Source organism: Hyunsoonleella pacifica, from assembly GCF_004310335.1.
In the GTDB taxonomy this organism is placed as follows: Bacteria; Bacteroidota; Bacteroidia; order Flavobacteriales; family Flavobacteriaceae; genus Jejuia; species Jejuia pacifica.
Genome location: NZ_SIRS01000004.1, coordinates 508,179 through 521,882, shown reverse-complemented (window position 1 = coordinate 521,882; position 13,704 = coordinate 508,179). Strand labels below are relative to the sequence as shown.

The 13,704-nt window shown below is 33.2% G+C and carries 17 protein-coding genes and 1 riboswitch; of the genes, 14 read left to right on the top strand and 3 right to left on the bottom strand.

Features of this window, described 5'->3' with window-relative positions:
- The first annotated feature begins 49 nt into the window (after positions 1 to 49).
- The 12 genes from EYD46_RS11645 to moeB all read left to right on the top strand — a co-directional run bounded on the left by EYD46_RS11645 (position 50) and on the right by moeB (position 10,653).
- Entirely contained in the window at positions 50 to 1,597 is a 1,548-nt protein-coding gene (locus EYD46_RS11645) for a DUF4301 family protein (protein ID WP_130937321.1), read from the top strand.
- The gene (gene arfB / locus EYD46_RS11640) at positions 1,597 to 2,004 is read left to right on the top strand and encodes an alternative ribosome rescue aminoacyl-tRNA hydrolase ArfB (protein WP_130937320.1); all 408 of its coding nucleotides are present in this window, start codon (positions 1,597 to 1,599) and stop codon (positions 2,002 to 2,004) included. The genes EYD46_RS11645 and arfB overlap by 1 nt, the downstream gene beginning before the upstream one ends.
- A gap of 60 nt (positions 2,005 to 2,064) precedes the next feature.
- Positions 2,065 to 2,170, top strand: a riboswitch (TPP riboswitch).
- A 72-nt stretch (positions 2,171 to 2,242) separates the two neighbouring features.
- Complete coding sequence (gene thiS / locus EYD46_RS11635) at positions 2,243 to 2,446, top strand: sulfur carrier protein ThiS (protein WP_130937319.1); 204 nt, start codon at positions 2,243 to 2,245, stop codon at positions 2,444 to 2,446.
- Between the two features lie 76 nt (positions 2,447 to 2,522).
- Entirely contained in the window at positions 2,523 to 4,385 is a 1,863-nt protein-coding gene (gene thiC / locus EYD46_RS11630; protein WP_130937318.1) for a phosphomethylpyrimidine synthase ThiC, read from the top strand.
- Between the two features lie 73 nt (positions 4,386 to 4,458).
- On the top strand, positions 4,459 to 5,109 hold the full coding sequence (locus EYD46_RS11625) for a thiamine phosphate synthase (protein WP_130937317.1): 651 nt from the start codon (positions 4,459 to 4,461) through the stop codon (positions 5,107 to 5,109).
- Entirely contained in the window at positions 5,110 to 5,910 is an 801-nt protein-coding gene (locus tag EYD46_RS11620) for a hydroxymethylpyrimidine/phosphomethylpyrimidine kinase (protein WP_130937316.1), read from the top strand.
- A 2-nt stretch (positions 5,911 to 5,912) separates the two neighbouring features.
- Positions 5,913 to 6,281 (top strand): four helix bundle protein, encoded by a 369-nt coding sequence (locus tag EYD46_RS11615; protein WP_130937315.1) that lies wholly within the window; start codon positions 5,913 to 5,915, stop codon positions 6,279 to 6,281.
- Between the two features lie 42 nt (positions 6,282 to 6,323).
- On the top strand, positions 6,324 to 6,968 hold the full coding sequence (gene thiE, locus EYD46_RS11610; RefSeq protein ID WP_130937314.1) for a thiamine phosphate synthase: 645 nt from the start codon (positions 6,324 to 6,326) through the stop codon (positions 6,966 to 6,968).
- 4 nt (positions 6,969 to 6,972) lie between these two features.
- Positions 6,973 to 7,743, top strand: coding sequence for a thiazole synthase (locus EYD46_RS11605; protein WP_130937313.1), 771 nt, complete (start codon positions 6,973 to 6,975; stop codon positions 7,741 to 7,743).
- Position 7,744: 1 nt separating this feature from the next.
- On the top strand, positions 7,745 to 8,857 hold the full coding sequence (gene thiH / locus EYD46_RS11600; RefSeq protein WP_130937312.1) for a 2-iminoacetate synthase ThiH: 1,113 nt from the start codon (positions 7,745 to 7,747) through the stop codon (positions 8,855 to 8,857).
- Between the two features lie 23 nt (positions 8,858 to 8,880).
- The gene (locus EYD46_RS11595; RefSeq protein ID WP_130937311.1) at positions 8,881 to 9,471 is read left to right on the top strand and encodes a hypothetical protein; all 591 of its coding nucleotides are present in this window, start codon (positions 8,881 to 8,883) and stop codon (positions 9,469 to 9,471) included.
- A 129-nt stretch (positions 9,472 to 9,600) separates the two neighbouring features.
- Positions 9,601 to 10,653, top strand: a complete 1,053-nt coding sequence (gene moeB, locus EYD46_RS11590; RefSeq protein WP_130937310.1) for a molybdopterin-synthase adenylyltransferase MoeB — start codon at positions 9,601 to 9,603, stop codon at positions 10,651 to 10,653.
- Positions 10,654 to 10,661: 8 nt separating this feature from the next.
- On the opposite strand, the gene EYD46_RS11585 is transcribed toward moeB, so the two are convergent.
- Positions 10,662 to 11,030, bottom strand: a complete 369-nt coding sequence (locus EYD46_RS11585) for a Rieske (2Fe-2S) protein (RefSeq protein WP_130937309.1) — start codon at positions 11,028 to 11,030, stop codon at positions 10,662 to 10,664.
- A 231-nt stretch (positions 11,031 to 11,261) separates the two neighbouring features.
- Here EYD46_RS11585 and greA point away from each other — a divergent pair, with 231 nt between their 5' ends.
- Together greA and EYD46_RS11575 are read left to right on the top strand one after the other, a co-directional pair.
- On the top strand, positions 11,262 to 11,735 hold the full coding sequence (gene greA / locus EYD46_RS11580; protein ID WP_130937308.1) for a transcription elongation factor GreA: 474 nt from the start codon (positions 11,262 to 11,264) through the stop codon (positions 11,733 to 11,735).
- A gap of 6 nt (positions 11,736 to 11,741) precedes the next feature.
- Entirely contained in the window at positions 11,742 to 12,131 is a 390-nt protein-coding gene (locus EYD46_RS11575; protein WP_130937307.1) for an HIT family protein, read from the top strand.
- A gap of 8 nt (positions 12,132 to 12,139) precedes the next feature.
- On the opposite strand, the gene EYD46_RS11570 is transcribed toward EYD46_RS11575, so the two are convergent.
- Positions 12,140 to 12,493, bottom strand: a complete 354-nt coding sequence (locus EYD46_RS11570) for a hypothetical protein (RefSeq protein WP_130937306.1) — start codon at positions 12,491 to 12,493, stop codon at positions 12,140 to 12,142.
- On the bottom strand, positions 12,493 to 13,644 hold the full coding sequence (locus EYD46_RS11565) for a sensor histidine kinase (protein WP_130937305.1): 1,152 nt from the start codon (positions 13,642 to 13,644) through the stop codon (positions 12,493 to 12,495). Before EYD46_RS11565 ends, EYD46_RS11570 begins: the two co-directional genes overlap by 1 nt.
- Positions 13,645 to 13,704 lie beyond the last annotated feature (60 nt).

The window sequence follows — 13,704 nt, the reverse complement described above, 5'->3', positions numbered from 1 at the left end:
CTTAAAAGGCTATTAGCTATATCGATAATTTACTAAATTCTACAACTTAATGTTTACACAAAAAGACCTCAATCAAATTTCAACCAAAGGTATTACTGAAGCACAAGCTAATGACCAAGTATCGCTTCTGAAAAACGGCATGTCTTATTCCAATCTGGTAGCTGCTGCTAAAATTACTGAAGGTATTAACCAGTATAGTCTTACTGAAATACAAGATTTAATAACCTATTACGAGAGCGCCAAGGAAAATGTTAATATCGTAAAATTTGTCCCTGCTTCTGGTGCCGCATCAAGGATGTTTAAATTCTTATTTCAATTTTTAAATAATTTCAATCCAAAACAGGATACTCTAGAAGCTTACATATCTAAAAGCGGAAACACCTTAATGGAGGTCTTTGCTAGAAACCTAAAAGACTTTCCGTTTTATGATGAAGTTATAAAAACATTAGCTGAAGATACTGATGTTGATAGCTTAACTAAAGATGAATTATACTTAGCATTTGTAAAAACCATGCTTGCAGAAGAAGCCTTAAACTATAGTTTTTTTCCAAAGGGGTTATTACCATTTCATAAATATGAAAATGGGGCAATCACTGCTTTTCAAGAACATTTATATGAGTCTACTTTGTATGCCTCTTCAAAAGGTAAAGCCAATCTGCACTTTACGGTTTCAAAAAAACATCACGAGTACTTCAAATCTAAATTAGAAGCATTTAAATCAAATTTAGAAGCCGAAACCAATACAGTCTTTAATGTATCTTATTCTTATCAAAAGGAAGCTACTGAAACCTTAGCTTTAACCTTAAATGATGAGGTGTTTAGGTTGGAAGACGATTCTATTTTATTCAGGCCCGGTGGACACGGCGCGTTACTTCAAAATCTAAATGATTTAGATAATGACATTGTATTTATTAAAAACATAGATAATATAGTTACTGCACAAAAAAATATTAAAATTTCTGAATATAAAAAATTATTGGGTGGAGTGCTTTTAAAAGCTCAAGAACAAGTGTTTGCGTATCTAAAAGCATTGGATGAGGGTTCTGTTTCTGAAGAACAATTAGAAAACATAGTAGCCTTTTTAAGCACTACTTTAAATGTAGTTGTAACTAATAACTTTAAGAATTGGTCTACAGATGAAAAATTGGTATACTTAAAAGACAAACTTAATCGTCCAATTCGTGTTTGTGGCATTGTGAAAAATGAGGGTGAACCCGGAGGTGGGCCATTTTGGGTTAAAGATGACAACGGAAATGTGTCTTTACAAATAGTAGAATTTGCACAAATAGATTTTGAAAAACCGGATCAAAAAGATATTGCAGAAAACGCTACACATTTTAACCCAACAGATTTTGTTTGTGGTATTAAAAATTACAAAGGAGAAAGTTTTGATTTAATGAAATACGTTGATCCCTCAGCGGCGTTTATTACTATGAAAACACAAAATGGAATTGATATAAAAGTGCTAGAACTCCCTGGGTTATGGAATGGAAGTATGGCATACTGGAATTCTATTTGTGTAGAAGTGCCTTTAGAAACTTTTAGTCCAGTTAAAACAGTAAACGACCTAATAAAATCAGCTCATCAAGTAGAATAATGTTTGATGAAGATACATTGATAAAAGAGTTGGGTTTTAAAGCCGTCAGAAGTTCTGGAGCTGGAGGACAACACGTAAATAAAGTATCTTCGAAAGTAGAATTAAGCTTTAACGTTTTAGCTTCTGTAGCATTGGACGATATTCAGAAACATACCATTACTGAAAAACTTAAAAATAGATTAACCAAAGGAAGTATTTTAATACTACAATGTGATGACTCTCGTAGTCAACATAAAAATAAAGAGCTAATAATTAGTCGGTTTTTAGAGCTAATAAAAATCGCTTTAAAAGAAGAGAAAGAACGTGTTCCCACGAAAATTCCAAAATCTGTTATTAAAAAGCGTTTAAAAAACAAGCGTTACAATTCTGAGAAAAAGGCCAATAGAAAGAAACCAGATATCGATTAGCAAACTGTTAATTAAAAATAATCCATAGGTCACTTTTTTATTTTTAACTATCTTTGTGCTATACAACTTTAGGGGTGTTAATTTGTTGAGTAACAATGTTAACTGAGAGTTACCCTTTGAACCTGATTAAGTTAGAGCTTACGTAGGGAAAAGTAGTTATTATTAGAAGTAATATAAGTTTTACAAACTTTCTTCAACACAATAATCCTAAGGTTGTCATTTTAAGAATTTAAGCGGAATGATAACAATTAGCGTTAACAATCAAACAAAACAAATTTCTTCGTCTATCTCTATAGCACAATTACTGACAGAGTTAAAGCAACCCAACCAAGGTATTGCTGTAGCGATTAATCAATCTATTGTTTCAAAAAATAGTTGGACTCAAGAAATTTTGAATGAAGGAGATGATGTACTCATCATTCAAGCTACCCAAGGAGGATAAAAAACAGAACTTTTGTTTATCCATTAGTGAAATATATAATACCAGTTTAAACGCCAAAGGCAAAACCCAATAAAGAATGAAAAAAAAGGATACTGCACCAAACCAGGGAATGATTACTAGAAAACCGTTCCCTAATTCAAAGAAAATTTATGTAAAAGGAGAAATTCATCCGCATATTAATGTCGCTATGCGAGAAATTGAATTAAGCGATACTAAAGATTCGATGACGGGTAAATTAACACCTAACGAACCAGTATTTGTTTATGATACTTCAGGGCCTTATACAGACCCAAATAAAGAGATAAACGTACACAATGGTATTGAACGTATTCGAGAAAATTGGATTAAAGATAGAGGCGATGTTGAGCAGTTGAACCAATTTTCATCAGAATATTGTAATGAGCGTTTAAACAACGATAGTTTAGACCATTTGCGTTTTGAGCATCTAAAAAAACCATTGCGTGCCAAAAAAGGACAAAATGTAACCCAGTTACATTACGCAAAACAAGGCATTATTACTCCAGAAATGGAATACATTGCCATTCGCGAAAATCAGAAAATTGATGAAATGACGGAGTTGGCTAAACAACACAAAGGAGAAGATTTTGGAGCATCCATTCCTAAAAAAATAACTCCAGAATTTGTGCGTTCAGAAGTAGCTAGAGGTCGTGCTGTTATTCCTAATAACATCAACCACCCAGAAAGTGAACCTATGATTTTGGGTAGAAACTTTTTAGTAAAAATTAATGCAAATATTGGTAATTCAGCTACAACATCATCCATAGAAGAAGAAGTAGAAAAAGCAGTTTGGGCATGTAGATGGGGAGCAGATACCATCATGGATTTATCTACAGGAAAAAACATTCACGAAACACGCGAATGGATTATTAGAAACTCTCCAGTACCCATTGGAACCGTGCCAATTTACCAAGCATTAGAAAAAGTAAATGGTATTGCAGAAGATTTAACTTGGGAGGTTTTTAAAGATACTCTAATAGAGCAAGCAGAGCAAGGTGTAGATTATTTTACAATTCACGCAGGAGTATTGTTACGTTACGTGCCAATGACCGCTAAACGTGTAACAGGTATTGTATCACGTGGAGGTTCTATTATGGCAAAATGGTGTTTAGCACACCATAAAGAAAACTTCCTATATACACACTTTGAAGAAATTTGCGAAATTTTAAAACAATATGATGTTGCCTTTTCTTTAGGAGATGGTTTACGCCCAGGTTCTATTGCAGATGCGAATGATGAAGCTCAATTTGCAGAATTAGAAACATTAGGAGAGCTTACAAAATTAGCTCGTAAACACGATGTACAGTGTTTTATTGAAGGACCAGGTCACGTGCCAATGCACATGATAAAAGAAAACATGGACAAGCAATTAGAAGCTTGTGATGAAGCACCATTCTACACACTAGGGCCATTAACAACAGATATTGCACCAGGTTACGACCACATTACATCTGGTATTGGAGCTGCAATGATTGCTTGGTATGGTTGTGCAGTATTGTGTTATGTAACACCGAAAGAACATTTAGGTTTACCAAATAGAGATGATGTACGAGAAGGCGTAGTAACTTATAAGTTAGCAGCACATGCAGCAGATTTGGCAAAAGGACACCCAGGAGCACAACATAGAGATAATGCATTAAGTAAAGCACGTTTTGAATTCCGTTGGGAAGACCAATTTAACCTTGGTTTAGACCCAGAAAAAGCACGTGAGTTTCATGATGAAACCTTACCAGCAGAAGGTGCTAAGATTGCACACTTCTGTTCTATGTGTGGACCAAAATTCTGTTCTATGAAAATTTCTCAAGAAGTGCGTGATTTTGCTGCAGAGAATGAAATTGACGAGAACAATGAAGTTTTCCAAAAAGGAATGGCTGATAAATCAGAAGAGTTTAAAGAAAAAGGTTCTGAAATTTACTTATAATCAATTTACAATTAGCAATGTGTTTTTGCAATTTTGTGAGATACATTGCTAATTGACTATTGTTAGTTGAAGCATGGTTGTACTTATAGCACCAGAAAATGATGTTACTAATGAAATTGAAATACTTCATCAATTGTTTGAGGAAGGATTGCAATATTATCATTTAAGAAAGCCAAACAAAGATTATAGTGAACATGCCAAATACCTAAATCAAATAGACGAGAAACATCATGATAAAATCGTAACACATTATTATCATGAATTACTAAATGAATTTGATTTAAAAGGTATTCATTTTCAGGAAGCAAAAAGGCGAAGCATTTTTAGTAAAAAGGATTCAGTACAAAGTAAAACGTTTGTCTTGCAACAATATGCAAAAAAACTCAATACCAATTACTCAATACTAACTAATAAGAGTATAAGTTCCTCTTTTCATGAACCAGAAGATATAGAAAGTTGCCCTATTCATTTTGATTACCATTTGTTGAGTCCAGTATTTTCATCCATATCAAAAAAAGGATATGAAGGCCGAGGATTTGATGTTAATCATATTGATAAAACCATTGTAGGTATGGGAGGTGTTACTGCCAAAAACCTAGATGAGTTTACAAAGCTAGGTTTTAAAGGAGTTGGTGTATTAGGAGGAATTTGGAACAGTGAACATCCTGTTTCAGACTTTAAATTGATGAATGATCATTTAAGATTTAAGCAAATCAAAAAATAGTTGAAAACACGACAATACATACTAACTATTGCTGGACATGACCCATCAGGAGGAGCAGGACTAACTTCTGATATCAAAACATTTGAAGCACATGGCTTGTATGGATTATCGGTTTGTACGGCAGTTACCGTTCAAAATGATGTTGACTTTAAAGATTGTGTTTGGGTTGAAACAAATACTATTATTTCTCAAATAGAAATGCTGTTTGAGCGTTTTGAAATTTCAGTAGTTAAAATAGGTATTGTAAAAAGTTGGAATGTATTGTTAGCAATATTGAATACACTGCATCAACTAAACGCAAATATAAAAATAGTGTTAGATCCTGTAATTAAAGCTACAGCTGGTTTTGATTTTCATACCACCGAAAATCAAGATGTCTTAGACCAAATTTTTGAGAAGTGTTTCATCATTACACCCAATTATGATGAAATTAAACTACTTTATCCAACAAAAGATATAGAAGACACCATTGCACATATTTTAGAAAAAACCAATATGTACTTAAAAGGCGGACATAGAAACGACAAAAAAGGATGGGATGTGTTGTACTACAATACTATTGTACAAACCAACATAGCGCCTAAAGCAAAAACCGTGTTCGAAAAACATGGCAGTGGTTGTGTATTATCGTCATCTTTAGCAAGTAACATCGCTTTAGAAATACTGTTAGAAGATGCAGCTAGAGCAGCCAAATATTACACAGAGCAATTTTTAAATTCAAACAAAACGCTATTGGGGTGTCATAAAAAAGTAGTTAAGAATTTAGAAATTAAGAATACAGAAGCGAAAACTAATTTGTAGTTATGGATAAAACAAATACATTTCAAGATTTAATTGTTTGGCAAAAAGGGCATGCTTTTGTTTTAGAAGTTTATAAAATCACGAAATCATTTCCAAAAGAAGAAGTTTATGGATTGACATCTCAGTTTAGAAGAGCAGCTGTTTCAATTACAGCCAATATTTCAGAAGGTTTTAAAAGAGTTAGCGCTAAAGAAAAATTACGTTTTTATAATATCTCTCAAGCATCATTAGAGGAATGTAGATATTTTTTAATCTTATCTAAAGATTTAGGATATATAAATGATAATACTTTACAAATAACACTTATAGAAGAAGTTAGTAAACTACTAAATAGTTACTGCAAAAGTATTCTTCGCTCCATAACTCCTTAATTTCTTTATTATTAACTTCTTAACTACTGTATTATTAATATCATGATAAACAAACTACACTACATATCACAAGGCGAAAACACTAAGGCACATATAGAAAATATACAAAAAGCGTGTCAACATGGAGCAGAATTGGTGCAATTGCGATTAAAAAATATTTCAGAAAAAAAAGTATTAAAAGCCGCTGAAGAAGCTAGAGACATAACAAGTCATTATCAAACAAGGTTAATTATAAACGACCATTATAAGATTGCAAAAAAGGTAAGTGCAGATGGCGTGCATTTAGGAAAAACAGATACTTGCCCCAAAATTGCAAGAAAGGAATTAAAAAGTTGGCAAATTATAGGAGGCACAGCAAATACCCTTGAAGATTGTAAAACACTTATTGAAAAACAAGTGAATTATATTGGTTTAGGACCATTTAGATTTACAAGTACAAAAGACAATTTAAGCCCTATTTTAGGCAATGAGGGATATCAATCCATAATAGAAGAATTAAAAACGGAAACGCCTGTAATAGCCATTGGAGGCATTACAATAGAAGACGTTACTGAGTTGCTAACCACAGGAATTCACGGCATTGCAATTTCAGGAGAAATAACCAAAGACTTTACTAAAATTAAAGCATTCCATACACTCTTAAATACCGGAAGTGTTATGGAACAGCGTTATAGCTTTAAAAAATAAAAAAATGAGCGATACATTAAAAATAGCCAATAAAGAATTTAACTCGAGACTGTTTACAGGAACAGGTAAATTTAGTTCTAATGCACTCATGGCTGATGCCATTTTAGCTTCAGAAAGTGAGCTAGTAACAGTGGCTTTAAAACGAGTTGATGTAGAAGATGAGCAAGACAAAATGTTGCAAAGTATCAATCAGCCACATGTTAATTTATTACCCAACACCTCTGGAGTTAGAGACGCAAAAGAAGCAGTTTTTGCAGCACAATTAGCACGTGAAGCTTTAGAAACCAACTGGATTAAATTAGAAATTCATCCAGACCCAAAATATTTATTGCCAGACCCAATTGAAACCTTAAAAGCAGCAGAAGAACTAGTAAAATTAGGTTTTGTTGTAATGCCATACATTCATGCAGACCCAGTATTGTGTAAACGTTTAGAAGAAGTAGGAACACAATGTGTAATGCCTTTAGGAGCACCAATTGGAACAAATAAAGGGTTGAAAACTGATGATTTCTTAGAAATAATAATAGAACAAAGTAACGTGCCAGTAGTGGTAGATGCAGGTATTGGAGCACCATCTCATGCCGCTTATGCTATGGAATTGGGTGCAGATGCCGTTTTGGTAAATACAGCAATTGCAGTATCACAAAATCCAGTTGAAATGGCAAAAGCATTTAAAATGTCGGTACAAGCAGGTAGAATGGCATACAACGCAAAATTAGCAAGTGTAAAACAACATGCAGAAGCAAGTAGCCCACTAACTAGTTTTTTAAATTAAAATGAATAGTACATTTCAAGACATATTCGATACTTATAGCTGGGATGAAACTTTGGCAAGTATTAATGCCAAAACAGCTCAAGACGTAACGTTTGCATTACAGAAATCAAAAAGAGATTTAGAAGATTTTAAAGCATTACTATCTCCAGCAGCTACGCCTTTTTTAGAGCAAATGGCTATACAAAGTAAAACCATTACTAAGAAACGATTTGGCAACACCATTCAAATGTACATCCCTATGTATTTGTCTAACGAATGTCAAAACATTTGCACATATTGTGGGTTTAGTATGACCAATAAAATTCCAAGAAGAACTCTAACAGATGCTGAAATTATTAAAGAAGTTGAGTTTATAAAACAAAAAGGCTACGACCATATTTTACTGGTAACAGGAGAAGCTAATAAAACAGTAGGTGTGCCTTATATTAAACATGCTATAGCACTTATTAATGATAAATTTTCTAACATTACTATAGAAGTACAGCCATTACATCAAGACGAATATGAAGAGTTGATAGAAGCTGGCTTGTACGCAGTTTTGGTATATCAAGAAACCTATCATAGAGCCGAATATAAAAAGCATCATCCCAAAGGAAAAAAATCTAATTTTAACTTCCGTTTAGATACACCAGATAGATTAGGAAAAGCAGGCATCCATAAAATTGGTTTAGGTGCTTTGTTTGGTTTAGAAGATTGGAGAGCAGATAGTTTTTTTACAGCTTTACACTTAAAATATTTACAGAAAACCTACTGGAAAACAAAATACTCTATTTCATTTCCAAGATTACGACCACATAGTGGAGGTTTAGAACCTAAAGTTGAAATGACCGATAGAGATTTAGTGCAGACTATCTGTGCATTTCGATTGTTAGATGAAGACGTAGAATTATCATTATCTACCAGAGAAAGTGAAACCTTTAGAAACAACATCGTTAATTTAGGAATTACCTCAATAAGTGCAGAATCTAAAACCAATCCAGGAGGCTATACTGTAGATCCACAGACTTTAGAACAGTTTGAAATTTCTGATGAAAGGCCAACAGAAGATATTGCAAGTATGTTGGTAAAACAAGGTTTGGAACCTGTTTGGAAAGATTGGGAAGCGTTTAACTAATCAGTTGTAATTAATTTGAAAAAATGACAATCCCGAATCACATAACCCATTATTATTTATCTGACAAAGAGCCTTTTTTGAATCTAAGTGACTTATCTGATGAGGAGGTGAAACCAATCATTTCAGATTTGGAACAAAGAAGATTAGACGGAAAATTGAAACGTGCATTTCCTGATTGGTATTTTCCTCAACGTAAAGAAGCTGAGCGAAACTTACTTAAATCATTTATTGAGAAAGGTGGAAAGCCAGAACGGAATTCACCTCATTATTTTTGTTTAGGAAAATCAAAAGGAATAGAATTGGGGTATAATAATGACTTTAAAACGGTTGAATTACCAATTGAATTAGTTGAAAAGGATGTTTTATTCTCTATTGGAGACACATTATTTACTTTCTCAAAATCACATACTGAAAAAATAAAATGGAAAAACGAATGGTATCAAGGTAAACTTTATAATTACGAAGAAACTGTTGAAATCATAAAGGAACTGAAACTAGACTTGAATAATACTGAATCCTTAAACCAAAATAAAATTGCTTGTATTGAGGGATTGATTTGGTCGGACAAAATATTGAAAGAAGTTCTAGAAAAAACTAATTACAACAACCTATAAAATAATGCGGTAGTTAGTGCTTAATTAAAGGTTAGTGCAATTTTGTTACGTCTGATTTTCCTGCGGAAAATCCTCGCACACAAAACCACACTATTCTTATACAAAACCGATATCTTTAGTTCAAGAACAATGTTAAGTCAAAACGAAAAAAAATTTTATAGCCGTCATTTACTATTAAATGAAATTGGAGTAGAAGGACAAGAAAAGCTAAAACAAGCCAAAGTATTGGTAGTTGGTGCTGGCGGATTAGGTTGCCCAATTCTTCAATATTTAACAGCTGCAGGCGTGGGCACTATTGGTATTGTAGATGGCGATACAGTTGATGTGTCTAACCTACAACGCCAAATTTTGTATACAGTTGATGATGTAGGAAAGCCAAAAGCAAAATGTGCAGCCAGTAGGTTAAAACAATTAAATCCGTATGTAAAATTTAATGTACATCAAGAATTTTTAAGTACCACAAATGCCTTAGCACTATTTGAAAATTATGATATTATTGTTGATGGTTCCGATAACTTTCAAACCAGATATTTGTGTAACGATGCAGCAGTTTTAACAAACAAACCCCTAGTTTTTGGTTCGATTTTTAAGTTTGAAGGGCAGGTAACCGTTTTCAATTATAACAACGGACCAACCTATAGGTGTTTGTATCCAACACCTCCTTCACACGGGTCTGTGCCTTCGTGTTCAGAGATTGGGGTTTTAGGCGTATTACCAGGTATTGTAGGTAACTTTCAAGCCAACGAAACGCTGAAGATAATTTTAGGATTAGGAGAAATACTTTCTGGAAAATTATTGACATTTAATGCGCTTACCATGCAGCAAATGCAATTTAAGTTTAGTAAAAACGAAAGCTTAAACATTACAAGTTTAGAATCGAATTACGATGTCTTTTGTGGAGTTCCTCAAATAGAAAAAGAAATAACACTAGAAGATTTAGGTGCTAATAAAGACATATACAATTTGTTAGATGTAAGAGAAACTTGGGAAAGAGAACAACACCATATTGGAGGACAACACATACCTTTAGGCGAATTGACTAGTAGATTTAAAGAAATTGACATTTCTAAGCCATTGGTAGTTTACTGTAAATCTGGAATTAGAAGTGCAAGAGCCATAAGCTTTTTAGAAGATAATTTAGAGAATGTTTCTTTTGTAAATCTAAAAGGTGGTATTGGATAGTTTTTGATTTAGTTAAAAATAACTAAAATATTGCCGTTTAGTTCTGTTCGGTAGCGTCTTAGGGAACATCTTAAATTGCCATTGTTGACTGGTTGCCCTGTAAATAGATTATATTCATTTTTATCATCGCAACTAGATACACCATTGAGACCTTCTATGGTTAAAATAGAACAGGCTTCAAATATACGGTTTGGATCTGCCGCATCAAAAGCGGCAAAACTACCTCCAGTATTTGTAACGATAATACCGCCATTACCAGCATTAGGTACATATACAGGATTGCTAGGAAATTGCAACTGACTAAACTGTGGGAATTTTAAATTAATAGACTCGTTTACAGTAATATCTAATAGAAATTGGCAGTTTTCGTTATCCATAGAATTGCTGTTACAGTTAGTAAATATTAGGAAACAAATGATAGGAATGAGGATTCTCATAAAATCTTGAAAATTAAGTCGCAATTTACGATAAAATACAAACGCACTTAAATATTTTGTATATTTGCTTTACAATCTCGTGAAAGCGGGATTTTTTCTTTTGTCCCGAACTTGTTTCGGGATCTTTTTTAGCTATAACGAAAGAAATTATTAATTATTTAATATGAAGTTATGAGTAAAGTATCTTACTATACACCTGAGGGGTTAAAAAAATTGCGAGACGAGTTACAACAACTAAAGGACGTTGAGCGTGTAAAGGCGTCTAAAGCGATTGCTGAAGCAAGAGATAAAGGCGATTTAAGTGAGAATGCTGAATATGATGCAGCTAAGGAAGCGCAAGGTATGCTAGAAATGCGTATTGCTAAGTTGGAAGAGGCTCTTGCAGGAGCGCGTGTTATAGATGAGTCTCAATTAGATACTTCTAAAGCGTTAGTACTTTCTAAAGTAAAGATAAAAAACCAAACTAATGGTATGGAGATGACCTATACTTTGGTTGCTGATGGAGAGGCTGATTTAGCATCAGGTAAAATTTCTGTAAATTCTCCTATCGGAAAGGGACTTTTAGGGAAATCTGTAGGTGAGGTTGCTGAAATTCAAGTACCTAATGGCGTTATGAAGTTTGATGTTATTGAAATTTCTAGGTAAATATATATGGCTTCAATCTTCACTAAAATTGTAAACGGAGAGATTCCGTGTTACAAGGTAGCGGAAACAGATGGTTTTTTGGCGTTTTTGGATGTGAATCCTAATACTGAAGGACATACGCTATGCATACCTAAAAAGGAAGTGGATAGGTTGTTTGATTTAGACGAAGATACTTATAGTGGTTTGATGCATTTTTCTCGAAAAGTGGCTTTAGCCATAGAAAAAACGATACCTTGTAATCGTGTTGGACTCACGGTAATAGGCTTGGAAGTGCCACATGCTCATGTGCATTTAATTCCGTTACATTCCATGGATGAGGCGCGCTTTATTAAAAAAGTACAAATGGCACCCGAAGATTTTCAAAAAACTGCTGCCGCTATTGCAGCTAATTTTTAGGATTACTGCTATTCCAAATTAAATACTGCAAGGAATGCCAGTGTAAAAGAAATAGCCAATCCTGCAATAAGTAGTATCCAAAATATGTTTTTAAAGCTTTTTGATGTTGATTTTGGCGTAAATGCCTTTTTGTGATATTCAAAAACACGCTCTATATCATCCGTCCAACGTTCTGGGTAAATAATACTATTACAAGTGTTGCAAAATATTTCATGACTCACACTATTCGTAATAGATTTGTAGAACGCCGTTTCAACAAATTTTTGTTTAAACGTCAATTGTAAACCATCTTTACTAAAACATTCAGGGCAATTGTTTTTTAAATCTACTTTTTTTACGAGGATTAGTTCTTCAGTCTTCATTAGTTTTCACGTTTTAAACTGATTTGAATTGTAGTACCTTTTCCTAAAGTTGAATTAAGTACTTTTATTTTACCATCATGAAAATCTTCAACGATACGTTTGGTAAGTGATAAGCCTAATCCCCAACCTCGTTTTTTTGTAGTATATCCAGGTTCAAAAATTGTATTGAAATTCTTTTTAGGGATGCCTTTTCCTGTGTCGCTTACACTTACTTTTACATTGTTTTCTAATTGCGAAATTTTAATAATTATTTTTCCTCTACCTTTCATGGCATCAATACCATTTTTAACTAGGTTTTCAATAGTCCAACCATATAGTTGTTTGTTTATTTTTACTGGGATATTGTCTTCAGGAGTAATAATATTAAATTCCACTAAATTTGAAGAGCGTCGTTTTAAATATTCATAAGCTTGTCTTGTCTCTTCCACAATATCAGTTGTTTCAAGAGTAGGTAATGACCCTATTTTACTGAAGCGTTCTGTAATAGTCTGTAACCTGTCTATATCTTTTTCAATTTCAGCAATATATTCTGGGTTAACATTTTCAGTTTTTAATAGTTCAGTCCATCCAATTAAAGAAGATAAAGGCGTGCCAATTTGGTGAGCCGTTTCTTTTGCCATGCCACTCCATAGCTTGTTCTGGCTAGCATTTTTATTACTCTTGTAAAAAAAGTAAATAACACCTGCAAAAAGGAAAATGATAAGCAATAATGCTAAGGGATAGTATTTTAACTTGTTTAGCAGAGGAGAGTTACCGTAATAAATGGTCTGGAATAATTTGCCATTTATGATTACATCAATAGGGTTGTTTTCTTGTTTAAAACGATTGATAATCTTCTCTACATATTTTGGGTCGTTTATTTTGTTTTCGTTTAAATTGGAATGATTATCAATACTACCATCTTCATTAATAACAATCATTGGAGTGGTATTGTTGCTTTGTAAAATCTTAAGGGTAAGATTTAAATTGGTGTTGTTATCAGACTTTATAAGTTCATCTTGAGCGAACGACCAGTTTTCCATTTTTACACGTTCTTCTTCCTTAAAATTCTGAAAAAACACATAGGTGTTCCACAAAATTAAAGTTACAATAAGGAAAGAAAGTACTATCATTATCCAACGAAACGTGTTGGAATACTTTGTAAAAATCATTCAAAAATTATTTAACCTGTAATATAATGTAAATCTGTTAATATTATTGTCTTAGTTGTT